The following is a 13,299-nucleotide window of genomic DNA, read 5'->3' as shown; positions in this document are numbered from 1 at the left end:
AGCGAGGAGTGTAGTCGCAGATGGCGAAAGAAAAAAAACGTGGCTTTTTTTCCTGGCTGGGCTTTGGTCAAAAAGAGCAGACCCCGGAAAAAGAGACAGAAGTCCAGAACGATCAACCGGTTGTAGAAGAGACCGTTCAGGCGCAAGAGCCTGCGAAGGTCGCTGAACAGCCTACAGAAGAGCTGCCTCAGACACATACTGAAGCAGAGGCGGAAACTTTCGCTGCCGACGTCGTTCAAGTCACTGAACAGGTTGCCGAAAACGAAAAAGCGCAGCCGGAAGCGGTTAGCGAACCGGAAGTTATTGCAGAGCCGGAACCGGTAGTTGAATCTGAAGCCACACCTGTGCCTGTAGCTAGTGAGCGTGAAGAGCAACCGCTGCCGGAAGAAGTCAAAGCCGAAGAGATTTCGCCAGAAGAATGGCAGGCAGAAGCAGAAACGGTGGAGATTGTCGACGCGGCGGAAGAAGAAGCGGCAAAAGAAGAGATTGCCGACGAAGAGCTGGAAGCGCAGGCGTTGGCTGATGAAGCCGCAGAAGAGGCGGTGGAGCTTGTTCCTGCGGTAGAAGAAGAGCCGCTGGTTGAAGAAATTGCCCAGGAGCAGGAAAAACCAACCAAAGAAGGTTTCTTCGCACGCCTGAAACGCAGCCTTCTGAAGACTAAAGAAAACCTCGGTTCAGGATTTATCAGCCTGTTCCGTGGCAAAAAAATCGACGATGATCTGTTTGAAGAGCTGGAAGAACAACTGCTCATTGCCGACGTGGGTGTGGAAACTACGCGCAAAATCATCACTAATCTGACCGAAGGCGCGACCCGCAAGCAACTTCGCGATGCTGAGGCGCTCTACGGCCTGTTGAAAGAAGAGATGGGCGAGATTCTGGCAAAAGTCGATGAACCGCTTAACGTCGAAGGCAAAGCGCCGTTTGTGATCCTGATGGTAGGCGTTAACGGCGTGGGTAAAACCACCACTATCGGTAAGCTGGCGCGTCAGTTTGAGCAGCAGGGTAAATCGGTGATGCTGGCGGCGGGCGATACCTTCCGTGCGGCAGCGGTTGAACAGCTTCAGGTCTGGGGCCAGCGCAACAATATTCCGGTGATTGCTCAGCATACTGGTGCCGATTCTGCCTCTGTTATCTTCGATGCCATTCAGGCTGCGAAGGCACGTAACATCGACGTATTAATTGCCGATACCGCCGGACGTTTGCAGAACAAATCGCACCTGATGGAAGAGCTGAAGAAAATCGTCCGCGTGATGAAGAAGCTCGACGTTGAAGCCCCGCATGAAGTTATGCTGACAATTGACGCCAGCACCGGGCAGAATGCGGTAAGCCAGGCCAAACTGTTCCACGAAGCGGTTGGTTTAACCGGCATTACGTTGACGAAACTGGACGGTACAGCGAAAGGTGGGGTAATTTTCTCGGTGGCTGACCAGTTTGGTATTCCTATCCGCTACATTGGTGTCGGCGAACGTATTGAGGATTTGCGTCCGTTTAAAGCGGACGACTTTATTGAGGCACTTTTTGCCCGAGAGGATTAACAATGATTCGCTTTGAACATGTCAGCAAGGCTTATCTCGGTGGGAGGCAAGCGCTGCAGGGCGTGACGTTCCATATGCAGCCGGGTGAGATGGCGTTTCTGACCGGTCATTCCGGCGCAGGGAAAAGTACCCTCCTGAAGCTGATTTGTGGGATTGAGCGGCCCAGTGCTGGGAAAATCTGGTTTAGCGGCCATGACATCACGCGACTGAAAAATCGCGAGGTGCCATTTCTGCGTCGTCAGATCGGTATGATTTTTCAGGATCACCATCTGCTGATGGACCGTACCGTCTACGATAACGTGGCGATCCCGCTCATTATTGCCGGTGCCAGCGGTGACGACATCCGTCGCCGCGTGTCGGCTGCGCTGGATAAAGTCGGTCTACTGGACAAAGCGAAGAACTTTCCGATTCAGCTTTCCGGCGGTGAACAACAGCGTGTTGGCATTGCCCGCGCGGTGGTGAACAAGCCCGCGGTACTGCTGGCGGACGAACCGACTGGTAACCTGGATGACGCGTTGTCTGAAGGGATTTTACGGCTATTTGAAGAGTTTAACCGCGTTGGAGTAACGGTATTGATGGCAACGCACGACATCAACCTGATTGCACGGCGTTCCTATCGCATGCTGACCTTGAGCGATGGTCACTTGCATGGAGGCGTGCCCCATGAATAAACGCGATGCAATCAATCATATTCGGCAGTTTGGCGGGCGTCTGGATCGCTTCCGTAAATCAGTCGGTGGCTCTGGCGACGGTGGTCGTAACGCGCCGAAACGAGCGAAATCCTCGCCAAAACCGGTAAATCGCAAAACCAACGTTTTCAACGAACAAGTACGTTATGCGTTTCACGGCGCCTTGCAGGATCTGAAAAGCAAGCCGTTTGCCACATTTTTGACGGTGATGGTGATCGCCATCTCTCTGACGCTGCCAAGCGTTTGTTATATGGTGTACAAAAACGTTAACCAGGCGGCGACGCAGTACTACCCATCACCGCAAATTACCGTCTATCTGCAAAAAACGCTGGACGATGACGCCGCAGCGGGTGTGGTAGCGCAGTTACAGGCCGAGCAGGGCGTTGAGAAGGTCAATTACCTGTCGCGCGAGGATGCGTTAGGCGAGTTCCGTAACTGGTCTGGCTTTGGCGGCGCTCTCGATATGCTGGAGGAAAACCCACTTCCGGCGGTGGCTGTGGTGATCCCGAAACTGGATTTTCAGGGTACGGAGTCACTGAATACGCTGCGCGATCGCATCATGCAGATTAACGGAATTGATGAAGTACGAATGGACGATAGCTGGTTTGCCCGCCTGACGGCGCTAACCGGGTTGGTCGGACGTGTTTCGGCAATGATCGGCGTGCTGATGGTTGCGGCAGTGTTCCTGGTCATCGGCAACAGTGTGCGTCTGAGCATTTTTGCCCGCCGCGATTCTATTAACGTGCAGAAACTGATTGGTGCGACGGATGGTTTCATCCTCCGCCCGTTCCTTTATGGTGGCGCATTGCTGGGATTTTCCGGCGCATTGCTGTCATTAATTTTGTCGGAAATTTTGGTACTGCGTTTGTCATCGGCGGTTGCGGAAGTGGCACAGGTTTTCGGAACGAAGTTTGATATCAATGGCTTATCGTTCGATGAATGTCTGCTGTTGCTGCTGGTGTGTTCAATGATTGGCTGGGTGGCAGCGTGGCTTGCCACGGTGCAACATTTACGCCACTTTACGCCGGAATAATAAAAGCGTGCTATACTCTTTCCCTGCAATGGGTTCCGTAGCAGGGAAAGAGACCCCGTTGTCTCTTCCCGGTATTTCATCTCTATATGTCACATTTTGTGCGTAATTTATTCACAAACCAGCATTGAACTTGTGGATAAAATCACGGTCTGATAAAACTGTGAATGATAATCTCGTTGCTCTTAAGCTCTGGCACAGTTGTTGCTACCACTGAAGCGCCAGAAGATATCGATTGAGAGGATTTGAATGACTGACAAAATGCAAAGTTTAGCTTTAGCCCCTGTTGGCAACCTGGATTCTTACATCCGGGCGGCTAATGCGTGGCCGATGTTATCGGCTGACGAGGAGCGGGCGCTGGCTGAAAAGCTGCATTACCATGGCGATCTGGAAGCAGCTAAAACGCTGATCCTGTCTCACCTGCGGTTTGTTGTTCATATTGCTCGTAATTATGCGGGCTATGGCCTGCCACAGGCGGATTTAATTCAGGAAGGTAATATCGGCCTGATGAAAGCCGTGCGCCGTTTCAACCCCGAAGTGGGGGTGCGCCTGGTCTCCTTCGCCGTCCACTGGATCAAAGCAGAGATCCACGAATACGTTCTGCGTAACTGGCGTATCGTTAAAGTTGCGACCACCAAAGCGCAGCGCAAACTGTTCTTCAACCTGCGTAAAACCAAGCAGCGTTTGGGCTGGTTTAATCAGGATGAGGTTGAAATGGTGGCCCGTGAACTGGGCGTAACCAGCAAAGACGTACGTGAGATGGAATCGCGTATGGCGGCACAGGACATGACCTTTGACCTGTCTTCCGACGACGATTCCGACAGCCAGCCGATGGCTCCGGTGCTCTATCTGCAGGATAAATCATCTAACTTTGCCGATGGCATTGAAGATGATAACTGGGAAGAGCAGGCGGCAAACCGTCTGACTGATGCGATGCAAGGTCTGGACGAACGTAGCCAGGACATCATCCGCGCGCGCTGGCTGGACGAAGACAACAAATCTACGTTGCAGGAATTGGCTGACCGTTACGGTGTTTCCGCTGAGCGTGTGCGCCAGTTGGAAAAGAACGCGATGAAAAAACTTCGCGCTGCTATTGAAGCGTAATCCCACAACGCGTTGAGTTGTATCTGATAACCCCTGGATGTGAGTCCGGGGGTTTTTGTTTTTTGCGGTTTTACCGACTAAGATGTATTCGGCATTTATCCGTTACAGGAAGTTATAGCTTTTCAACATTTCCTTGATGTCTTCAATGATCGCCTCGTTTGGCATATGAATTGGTCTGCGGGTAATACCTGCCTGTACGCCCATCAGATTTAACGCTTTTTTCATTACCGCAGGTGCGGTCATTTTTTTAATGGTCATGCGCAGTGCATCCATCTTGTTACGCTCTTCCTGTGCCTTATCCAGTTCGCCAGCCATAAAGTAGTTATATAAGTCGACTTCAATAGTCGGCAGGACGTTTGACGTTGCAGCAACAGCCGCCACAGAACCTTCTTTAAAAGCATCCAGCATTAACGAATCTGAACCGTTTAATACCTTAAAGTTTTTGTGTTTAGCGATTTCCAGATACTGTTTCTGGACTTCGAATTTGCCACTGCTATCTTTGATTGCCACGATGTTTTCGATATCAGCTAAGCGGTTTGCCGTTTCGTATTCGATGCTTAATCCAGTTTGGCCTGGTAAGTTATAAAGAATGATGGGGGCTGTTGTGCTGTTTGCAATATCACGATAGTGCCGATATAAATCTTCCTGATTTGGTACCAGATAGTATGGCGTGACAACGGAAATGTAATCGGCGCCGGCATTGACAAGTCTTTTTGTTAATTCGATAGTTTGTTTTGTGCTACAACAACCTGCACCTGCACAAATGGTCACTTCGCCGCCAACCTCTTCGACAACGGCTTTGGTCAGCTCAACTTTTTCATCATCGGATAGCAAATGGAATTCACCATTAGTTCCGCAAATAAACAAGCCATGAACTCCCTTATCAACTAACCAACGCGCCATATTTTTCGCTGCCGGAATATCCATTTTTTCCGTTTCATCGAAAGGCGTCACCATCGCGGTAATAATCCCTTTAAGCTCTTTCATTATTCCTTCTCCAGTTCTTGTAGAACGTTTTTAATAGAAATTTTCATCGTATTGTGATCGGCCTCATCGGTAAATGAAGCGGCATGTGGGGTAATGGAATAGTTTTTTAAATTTTTAATTTTTTCTGAACGTTCTTTCAGTTCAATATCTTCGCTGATAAAAGCGATTTTATGATTAGTGAGAGCTATATATAAACTTTCTTCATCAATTAATCCTCCTCTGGCGGTGTTAATCAAAATAGCCGAAGGTTTCATCTTCTCAAATACAGAGCCATCAATCAGGTTACGGGTATTGTCCAGTAAAGGTAAATGAAGAGAGAGGATATCGCTACACTGATATATTTCATCCAGTGATTTAAGTATTATATAGTCAGGAATCTGGCTTTTATTAATATAGGGGTCGTAGGCAATAATGCACATTCCTAGTGTATGAGCGATGCGGGCGACGTGTTGCCCTATTGCACCGAGGCCAATTAACCCCAACGTTTTTTGATATAACTCGTGACCGACAAGTCTGACGTCATTTCCATTTCTGGCCTGATTTTCTATTTCAACATACTTCCTGGCACTGGAAAGCATCATCAGAATAGTCATCTCTGCAACGGAAATAGCATTAGCACAGAGGGCTTTATGCACAACAATATCTTTTCTATTCGCGTAATCGACATCAATATTATCTAGACCGACACCATATTTTGAAATAACTTTCAGTTTTGTTGCTTGTTCTAGAACGTCTCTGTCTAAAGGATCGTTGCCGGTGATAATGGCATCGGCATCTTTAATTTTTTCGATAAGCTCTTCTTTACTATAACGGTTTCCACTAGTATTACATTCAACGTCATAACCCGCAGATTGCAGGTTTTCAATATAAACCTTTCCTTTACCCACGAAAGGTCGTGGCGTGATAATTATTTTTTTCATTTTATAAAAAACCAAAGAAAGAGAACGCCAGACTTAAGACCAAAATGGTCACCAGGATACGTAAGAAATGTGGTCCACATTTTTGTATATAAAAATAGATGCCCAGTACGGCGACAAGCGGCAGCAAATTAGGAACAATTTTATCCAGCATATCCTGCAAGATGATAGTGTTTCCGCCGCCCGTCGTAATGTGCAATGGTGTTTTAATTTTTACATATGTTGCGGAGAGCGCTCCCATCATGAGTAGACCGAACATGCCTGCGCCTTCAATGATTCGATGAATGCTACCGGAATGTAGAATTTCCAGGATCGATTCTTTTCCCTTTTTATAACCAATATTAAGTGAAAATCGGCTGGCGAAGAACATATAAACAACCTGATAAATTAATGGCAGAAGTGCGGCAATAACGTACCCCTGAATAACAAAAGGAATACAGACGCCAATAACAATGGGACGCAATGTACCAAAGTCTAACGTGTCACCAATCCCCGATACCGGCCCCATAAGACCTGTTTTTAATCCAGTAACAAGTTGTGTTGTTGAGTCACGTTGTTCTTCTGATTCCTGAGCTGCTTTTTCCTCCAGCGCAATACTAATACCAGCGATAACCGATCCCCAGTTAGCCTGAGTGTTGAACATTGTTAAATGGCGCTGTAGGGCTTTGGCGAGATCGTTTTCATCTGGATATAGCTTCGCTAATACGCCAGTCATGGCATTGCAAAATGCCAGCGCTTGTAAACGTTCGAAGTTCAACGATGTTTCAGAGAACGCATGCCATTTTAGCCAGACAATCTGAACATCTCTTTTTGTAATAGGTGAGGATTCTGAGCATCCTGACTCAATTGTATTATCCATTTTTAGTTCCTTTTGCATTTTGTGACTGCATATATAAGAGGACGGCACAAAGTCCAAAAATAGAGACGCCAATGGTATTCAAACCTGAATAGGTCACGAGGAAAAAGCCAATAATGAACAGAGGGATATACTGTTTTTTGCCGATAACAATGATGGTTATTGCGAAGCCTAAAGCGGGTAGAATATTACCGGCAATTGCCAGGCCATTCGTTGACCAGGCGGGGAGCAGGTTTACAAAGGCGGCAATGGCATCCGGGCCATACAGGCAGGCGATGAATACCGGCACAAAACGCATCGGAAAAGCCAACAAGAGAGGATATATTGTAGCTGCGCGTTGGATACCTTTGATATCCCCTTTTTCTGCGTAGCGGTCAGCCATGTGGACAAATGTAGTATTCAGTGTTTTACGTACGTTTTCCAGAACCACGCCTAGCAATCCCAGAGGAATAGCTAAAGAGATAGCAATTTCTGGCTTAATACCTGCAGTAAGTGCGATTGGGATTGCTATACATGAGGCTAAACCTTCATCGGCAGGAGGGTTTCCGCCAGGGGCAATACTCCCGATATAGATCATCTGCAGAGTGGCCCCAACAGATAAAGCGGTTGGCATATCATTAAAGATCAGTCCCATGATAGGTGCTATCGATAATGGCATACGCATAATAGAAAAACCGTACCATACTTTTGCCTGGGATATCCAATATACCAGGGCAATGATTGCTGCTGTAAAAATAGTCATAAGTTTCTTTCCTTAATTAAGATAACTTACTTTTGATTTTTTGTAGGCTAGCAGGATCTTCTTCAGGAATAGTTTGGAAATAAACTTTTATGTTCTTATCTTCAATGATTTGAAGCTTATCGGCATCTTCGTGATTGAGTGATATTTGGTTGAAAACTATTTTTCTCCCTGGCGTATTTTCAACGCCGCCGACCTGTAATTCATCTAACATTAAACCACCTTGTATAGTTTTTAATGCAGAATCGATCGATTTAAAAAGAATTAATAACTTACCTTCATAAAAGTTATTGTTATTCCAGCGTTGTAACGTATCTTCAATGGACGTCATTATTACTTCAACACCACTTGGTGCTGCCATCTTATAGACTTCAGCCAGGAAAGAATCGCGTGACAGGGGATCATCAATGACAATTATTTTATTAGCATCACTCCTTTTTAACCATTTTGTGATGACTTGTCCGTGAATCAAACGGTAATCAATGCGGGCATGAACTATACTCATGATTTATCATCCTTTATTAAAACGATAACTTTGAATCATCTCTTTACCGGCATCATGTACATGCTGAACGAATTCTTCCAGACTAAGTTCTTCACCAGAATCCTGTAACATGTTAGCTTCAATTAACATTGCCAGATTGACACCACTGATACAGCGGATAGGAAAATCTTTGGAAAGAAGGAAGGCAATATTTGAGGGCGTCCCGCCATAAATATCGGTAAATATAACTGTTTCGGTGTCGGTCCTGAGTATGGCTTTCACTTGTTGCATAAGCGTTTCTGGCGACATTCCGGGTTGCAACGAAATTGCCGTAGAATTTGGTGTTTTACCAACAATCATCTCACTACTGGATAATAGAGCATTTCCAGCTTCGCCATGTGTCAGAATAATAATATTAAACTGGTTCAAATGATAAGTTCCTTTTATATGACATGATAGAATATATCTATTCATGTTGTGAATGATTAAATCCGTATCATTGCATTTATAAATCCTTGGTCTGTGATTTTATATTAATTCAAATTGACGAAGATGTTAGCAAGATCACAGTTGATGGTATTAGCTAAAATTGCTAATAAACTTTTTGCAATAAAAAATATGGAAAGTAATCTGTTAATCATTATCGCCGATAATGGTTTGTAGGTTTTTATATTCTTTAGATAAATATATTTCTATACGTTGGAACATAAATACAGAAAATAAAATGGGGGTATTTATTTATTACAGATATAAATAAGCAAAACTCTAAAAATTACAGTGGCGTCTTTATTGTTGTGTTTTTATTGAATTTTTGTTTCAAATTCTGAAAAATGAGGTATGTTTTAGCAGAGTATGCTGCCAAAGCACGGGTAGTCATGCATAAAACGAAATAAAGTGCTGAACAACAACATCACAACACACGTAATAACCAGAAGAATGGGGAACCACAGGATGAATATGAAGGGTAAAGCGTTACTGGCAGGATGTATCGCGCTGGCGTTCAGCAATATGGCTCTGGCGGAAGATATTAAAGTCGCGGTTGTGGGCGCGATGTCTGGCCCGGTGGCCCAGTACGGTGATCAGGAGTTTACTGGCGCAGAGCAGGCAGTTGCTGATATCAACGCCAAAGGTGGTATTAAAGGTAACAAACTGCAAATCGTAAAATATGACGATGCTTGTGACCCGAAACAGGCCGTCGCAGTGGCGAACAAAGTCGTTAACGACGGCATTAAATATGTCATTGGTCACCTCTGCTCTTCATCAACACAACCTGCGTCTGATATCTATGAAGACGAAGGCATTTTAATGATTACCCCAGCGGCAACTGCGCCAGAGCTGACTGCTCGTGGCTATAAGTTGATTTTGCGCACCACCGGCCTGGACTCAGACCAGGGACCGACGGCGGCGAAATATATTCTTGAGAAAGTGAAACCGCAGCGCATTGCTATCGTTCACGACAAACAACAGTACGGCGAAGGTCTGGCACGAGCGGTGCAGGACGGCCTGAAGAAAGGCAATGCTAACGTGGTGTTCTTTGATGGTATCACCGCCGGAGAAAAAGATTTCTCGACGCTGGTGGCGCGTTTGAAGAAAGAAAATATCGATTTCGTTTACTACGGCGGTTACCACCCGGAAATGGGGCAGATCCTGCGTCAGGCACGCGCGGCAGGACTTAAAACTCAGTTTATGGGGCCAGAAGGCGTAGCGAACGTCTCGCTGTCTAATATCGCGGGCGAGTCAGCGGAAGGGTTGCTGGTAACTAAGCCGAAGAACTACGATCAGGTTCCGGCGAACAAACCGATTGTTGACGCGATCAAAGCGAAAAAGCAGGACCCAAGCGGCGCGTTTGTCTGGACCACCTACGCGGCGCTGCAATCTTTGCAGGCAGGGTTGAATCAGTCTGACGATCCGGCTGAAATCGCCAAATACCTGAAAGCGAACTCAGTTGATACCGTGATGGGACCGCTGACCTGGGATGAGAAAGGCGACCTGAAAGGCTTTGAGTTCGGCGTATTTGACTGGCACGCCAATGGCACGGCGACCGATGCGAAGTAACGGATAGATAAATGAGAATGCCCGATGCGCTGAACTGCCATCGGGTTTTTTTGTGTTTGTCGAAATGGTTGTAGAAAGATTAAACAATCCAGGATATGCTTATTGTACGGTGATATGCCGTACATATTATATGGAGCAGGAGAGTTCACATGTCTGCTGTTAAAAAGCAGCGTATCGATCTGCGTTTAACTGACGATGACAAAAGTATGATTGAGGAAGCGGCAGCGATATCTAATCAATCCGTCAGCCAATTTATGTTGAACAGCGCTTCGCAGCGAGCTGCGGAAGTGATTGAACAGCATCGGCGGATGATTCTCAATGAGGAATCCTGGACGCGGGTGATGGATGCGCTGAGTAATCCACCGTCACCAGGTGAAAAGTTAAAACGTGCGGCAAAACGTCTTCAGGGAATGTAATAATTTATGGATGATCTGACGATAGAGATTCTGACCGATGATGCAGATTATGATCTACAGCGATTCGACTGCGGCGAGGAAGCGTTAAATCTCTTTCTGACGACACATCTGGTTCGTCAACATCGCAATAAAATTTTGCGAGCGTATATCCTTTGCCGCAACACTCCAGAACGTCAGGTCCTGGGATATTACACATTATCCGGCAGTTGTTTTGAACGAGCCGCACTGCCCTCGAAATCGAAACAGAAAAAAATTCCCTACAAAAATATTCCCAGCGTCACTCTTGGGCGTCTGGCAATTGATCGTTCATTACAGGGGCAGGGATGGGGAGCAACACTGGTTGCTCATGCCATGAAAGTCGTCTGGTCAGCCTCATTAGCGGTAGGTATTCACGGTCTTTTTGTCGAGGCTCTGAATGAAAAAGCCCATACGTTTTATCAGTCGCTGGGCTTTATCCCGTTGGTTGGAGAAAACGAAAATGCGTTATTTTTCCCAACCAAATCCATTGAACTGCTTTTTACACAGAGCGATTAACGCTTCTCCCAGCCGCCCTGTTGCGCCGTAAACCCCAGTGCCTGCATAAACGCCGCCATTACGCCGCGATCTTCCACGCCTGCATCCGCCATCCACCAGCATGAAATACCAGGATTATTACGCAGCACCTCTTCCAGCAGATATTGCCCTACACCACGACGTCGGGTGACTTCCCGCACGCGCAGAGAATCCAGTGCCCCCTCGGTGCCGCTTAAGGTCACCCGCACGGCCGCGAGCAGGCGATCGTTAAAACGCGCGGCATAGATGCGATGATTATCGTCAACCAGCAAAGAGGAAGGGGAATACTCCGGCCAGATCTTTTGCAGGTCAATTCGGTCCTGGTCGCTAAAGTTTTCTAATCGAATGATGGTCAGCTTCATGGGTAACCCGTGTAAATCACAAAAGTGGAACCAGTGTAGCGAAATAATTTAATCGGAGGCTTTCTCTTTTTTCTTTCTTTTGGCAGGTGATTAATTTTTTTTCAGCAATAATTACAAATTAAAAACAGCAGGGAATGAAAATTGTCCAGCATAATCCCCTGAATGGTAGTGAATTATTCCACCCTCTATGCCGTTATTTTATGCTGACAACGGTGCTTTTTTCTGTTTATCTATCAATAAACCCAGAATATTATCTGTTCTTAATTTACTGAAAAATAGGGATTTTAGTCGTTTTTAATACGAAATCTTGCGCTAAGCTCTTAATCAGGCAGATAAAAGCTGCGCGACATAAAAGTAGAACAGTTTGATTTTTTGACACATAAAAACAAAGCAGCACTACATCACGAATGGGGATTTTGAATAATGAAACGGAATGCGAAAACGATCATCGCAGGGATGATTGCACTGGCAATATCACACACCGCGTTGGCTGACGATATTAAAGTTGCCGTTGTCGGCGCAATGTCTGGCCCGGTTGCCCAGTGGGGCGATATGGAATTTAACGGCGCGCGCCAGGCCATTAAAGACATTAATGCCAAAGGGGGAATTAAGGGCGATAAACTGGTTGGCGTGGAATATGATGACGCCTGCGACCCGAAACAAGCCGTTGCGGTCGCCAATAAAATCGTTAACGACGGCATTAAATACGTTATTGGCCATCTGTGTTCCTCCTCTACCCAACCTGCATCAGATATCTACGAAGACGAAGGTATTCTGATGATCTCGCCGGGGGCAACCAACCCGGAACTGACCCAGCGCGGTTATCAACACATCATGCGTACTGCCGGGCTGGATTCTTACCAGGGGCCGACTGCCGCAAAGTATATTCTTGAAAAAGTGAAACCTCAGCGCATCGCCATCATTCACGATAAACAACAGTATGGCGAAGGGCTGGCGCGTTCGGTGCAGGACGAGCTGAAAGCAGCTAACGCCAACATCGTCTTCTTCGACGGCATTACCGCCGGGGAAAAAGATTTCTCCGCACTAATTGCTCGCCTGAAAAAAGAGAATATCGATTTTGTTTATTACGGCGGTTACTACCCTGAAATGGGGCAGATGCTGCGCCAGGCCCGTTCCGTCGGCCTGAAAACCCAGTTTATGGGACCAGAAGGCGTGGGTAATGCGTCGCTGTCGAATATTGCTGGCGATGCTGCCGAAGGCATGTTGGTCACCATGCCAAAACGCTATGACATGGATCCGGCAAACCAGGGCATTGTTGATGCGCTGAAAGCTGACAAGAAAGATCCGTCCGGGCCATATGTCTGGATCACCTACGCGGCGGTGCAATCTCTGGCGACTGCTCTTGAGCGTACCGGCAGCGATGAGCCGCTGGCGCTGGTGAAAGATTTAAAAGCTAACGGTGCAAATACCGTGATTGGGCCGCTGAACTGGGATGAAAAAGGCGATCTTAAGGGATTTGATTTTGGTGTCTTCCAGTGGCACGCCGACGGTTCATCCACGGCAGCCAAGTGATCATCCCGCCGCCCGTGAAAAACGGGCGGGTTTAGAAAGG

The 13,299-nt window shown here is 46.8% G+C and carries 15 protein-coding genes; 8 read left to right on the top strand and 7 right to left on the bottom strand.

Features of this window, described 5'->3' with window-relative positions:
- Positions 1–20: 20 nt before the first annotated feature.
- From ftsY to rpoH, 4 genes are all read left to right on the top strand, one after another.
- Entirely contained in the window at positions 21–1,535 is a 1,515-nt protein-coding gene (gene ftsY, locus PS053_RS12755) for a signal recognition particle-docking protein FtsY (RefSeq protein ID WP_059216835.1), read from the top strand.
- A 2-nt stretch (positions 1,536–1,537) separates the two neighbouring features.
- On the top strand, positions 1,538–2,206 hold the full coding sequence (gene ftsE, locus PS053_RS12750; protein WP_000617720.1) for a cell division ATP-binding protein FtsE: 669 nt from the start codon (positions 1,538–1,540) through the stop codon (positions 2,204–2,206).
- The gene (gene ftsX / locus PS053_RS12745; protein ID WP_001042000.1) at positions 2,199–3,257 is read left to right on the top strand and encodes a permease-like cell division protein FtsX; all 1,059 of its coding nucleotides are present in this window, start codon (positions 2,199–2,201) and stop codon (positions 3,255–3,257) included. The genes ftsE and ftsX overlap by 8 nt, the downstream gene beginning before the upstream one ends.
- A gap of 246 nt (positions 3,258–3,503) precedes the next feature.
- Positions 3,504–4,358: an RNA polymerase sigma factor RpoH gene (gene rpoH / locus PS053_RS12740; RefSeq protein WP_000130217.1), complete on the top strand. Its 855-nt coding sequence runs from the start codon at positions 3,504–3,506 to the stop codon at positions 4,356–4,358.
- 102 nt (positions 4,359–4,460) lie between these two features.
- Here rpoH and dapA read toward each other — a convergent pair whose 3' ends face one another.
- From dapA to PS053_RS12710, 6 genes are read right to left on the bottom strand one after another with little or no spacing between them, the layout of a single operon-like run.
- On the bottom strand, positions 4,461–5,345 hold the full coding sequence (gene dapA / locus PS053_RS12735) for a 4-hydroxy-tetrahydrodipicolinate synthase (RefSeq protein ID WP_000661261.1): 885 nt from the start codon (positions 5,343–5,345) through the stop codon (positions 4,461–4,463).
- Positions 5,345–6,265 carry a phosphoglycerate dehydrogenase gene (locus PS053_RS12730; protein ID WP_256879196.1) on the bottom strand — a complete coding sequence of 307 codons (921 nt, stop codon included), beginning with the start codon at positions 6,263–6,265 and terminating at the stop codon, positions 5,345–5,347. The genes dapA and PS053_RS12730 overlap by 1 nt, the downstream gene beginning before the upstream one ends.
- Position 6,266: 1 nt before the next feature.
- Complete coding sequence (locus PS053_RS12725) at positions 6,267–7,121, bottom strand: PTS system mannose/fructose/sorbose family transporter subunit IID (RefSeq protein WP_000370584.1); 855 nt, start codon at positions 7,119–7,121, stop codon at positions 6,267–6,269.
- The gene (locus PS053_RS12720; RefSeq protein WP_000151888.1) at positions 7,114–7,860 is read right to left on the bottom strand and encodes a PTS mannose/fructose/sorbose/N-acetylgalactosamine transporter subunit IIC; all 747 of its coding nucleotides are present in this window, start codon (positions 7,858–7,860) and stop codon (positions 7,114–7,116) included. The genes PS053_RS12725 and PS053_RS12720 overlap by 8 nt, the downstream gene beginning before the upstream one ends.
- A 16-nt stretch (positions 7,861–7,876) precedes the next feature.
- On the bottom strand, positions 7,877–8,362 hold the full coding sequence (locus tag PS053_RS12715) for a PTS sugar transporter subunit IIB (protein WP_000029259.1): 486 nt from the start codon (positions 8,360–8,362) through the stop codon (positions 7,877–7,879).
- Between the two features lie 6 nt (positions 8,363–8,368).
- Positions 8,369–8,770, bottom strand: coding sequence for a PTS sugar transporter subunit IIA (locus PS053_RS12710; RefSeq protein ID WP_001071334.1), 402 nt, complete (start codon positions 8,768–8,770; stop codon positions 8,369–8,371).
- Positions 8,771–9,292: 522 nt separating this feature from the next.
- On the opposite strand from PS053_RS12710, the gene livJ reads away from it, so the two are divergent.
- The 3 genes from livJ to ataT all read left to right on the top strand — a co-directional run bounded on the left by livJ (position 9,293) and on the right by ataT (position 11,346).
- Positions 9,293–10,396, top strand: coding sequence for a branched chain amino acid ABC transporter substrate-binding protein LivJ (gene livJ, locus PS053_RS12705; protein ID WP_010319184.1), 1,104 nt, complete (start codon positions 9,293–9,295; stop codon positions 10,394–10,396).
- 149 nt (positions 10,397–10,545) lie between these two features.
- A complete protein-coding gene (ataR, locus tag PS053_RS12700) occupies positions 10,546–10,812 on the top strand; it encodes a type II toxin-antitoxin system antitoxin AtaR (RefSeq protein WP_001277106.1) in 267 nt (88 codons plus the stop codon).
- Positions 10,813–10,818: 6 nt separating this feature from the next.
- Positions 10,819–11,346, top strand: coding sequence for a type II toxin-antitoxin system toxin acetyltransferase AtaT (gene ataT, locus PS053_RS12695; RefSeq protein WP_000342453.1), 528 nt, complete (start codon positions 10,819–10,821; stop codon positions 11,344–11,346).
- Here ataT and panM read toward each other — a convergent pair.
- Positions 11,343–11,726, bottom strand: coding sequence for an aspartate 1-decarboxylase autocleavage activator PanM (gene panM, locus PS053_RS12690; RefSeq protein WP_000778774.1), 384 nt, complete (start codon positions 11,724–11,726; stop codon positions 11,343–11,345). The two genes, ataT and panM, sit on opposite strands and share 4 nt — an antisense overlap.
- A gap of 423 nt (positions 11,727–12,149) precedes the next feature.
- On the opposite strand from panM, the gene livK reads away from it, so the two are divergent.
- Positions 12,150–13,259: a high-affinity branched-chain amino acid ABC transporter substrate-binding protein LivK gene (gene livK, locus PS053_RS12685; RefSeq protein ID WP_256879195.1), complete on the top strand. Its 1,110-nt coding sequence runs from the start codon at positions 12,150–12,152 to the stop codon at positions 13,257–13,259.
- The last annotated feature ends 40 nt before the right edge of the window (positions 13,260–13,299 follow it).

It is taken from the genome of Escherichia albertii (assembly GCF_028622335.1).
Taxonomy (GTDB): Bacteria; Pseudomonadota; Gammaproteobacteria; order Enterobacterales; family Enterobacteriaceae; genus Escherichia; species Escherichia albertii.
This window is presented reverse-complemented; position numbering and strand designations above follow the sequence as displayed.

Coding starts and splice junctions, on each gene's coding strand:
- ftsY (WP_059216835.1), top strand. CDS start 21: ATGGCGAAAGAAAAAAAACGTGGCTTTTTTTCCTGGCTGGGCTTTGGT.
- ftsE (WP_000617720.1), top strand. CDS start 1,538: ATGATTCGCTTTGAACATGTCAGCAAGGCTTATCTCGGTGGGAGGCAA.
- ftsX (WP_001042000.1), top strand. CDS start 2,199: ATGAATAAACGCGATGCAATCAATCATATTCGGCAGTTTGGCGGGCGT.
- rpoH (WP_000130217.1), top strand. CDS start 3,504: ATGACTGACAAAATGCAAAGTTTAGCTTTAGCCCCTGTTGGCAACCTG.
- dapA (WP_000661261.1), bottom strand. CDS start 5,345: ATGAAAGAGCTTAAAGGGATTATTACCGCGATGGTGACGCCTTTCGAT.
- PS053_RS12730 (WP_256879196.1), bottom strand. CDS start 6,265: ATGAAAAAAATAATTATCACGCCACGACCTTTCGTGGGTAAAGGAAAG.
- PS053_RS12725 (WP_000370584.1), bottom strand. CDS start 7,121: ATGGATAATACAATTGAGTCAGGATGCTCAGAATCCTCACCTATTACA.
- PS053_RS12720 (WP_000151888.1), bottom strand. CDS start 7,860: ATGACTATTTTTACAGCAGCAATCATTGCCCTGGTATATTGGATATCC.
- PS053_RS12715 (WP_000029259.1), bottom strand. CDS start 8,362: ATGAGTATAGTTCATGCCCGCATTGATTACCGTTTGATTCACGGACAA.
- livJ (WP_010319184.1), top strand. CDS start 9,293: ATGAATATGAAGGGTAAAGCGTTACTGGCAGGATGTATCGCGCTGGCG.
- ataR (WP_001277106.1), top strand. CDS start 10,546: ATGTCTGCTGTTAAAAAGCAGCGTATCGATCTGCGTTTAACTGACGAT.
- ataT (WP_000342453.1), top strand. CDS start 10,819: ATGGATGATCTGACGATAGAGATTCTGACCGATGATGCAGATTATGAT.
- panM (WP_000778774.1), bottom strand. CDS start 11,726: ATGAAGCTGACCATCATTCGATTAGAAAACTTTAGCGACCAGGACCGA.
- livK (WP_256879195.1), top strand. CDS start 12,150: ATGAAACGGAATGCGAAAACGATCATCGCAGGGATGATTGCACTGGCA.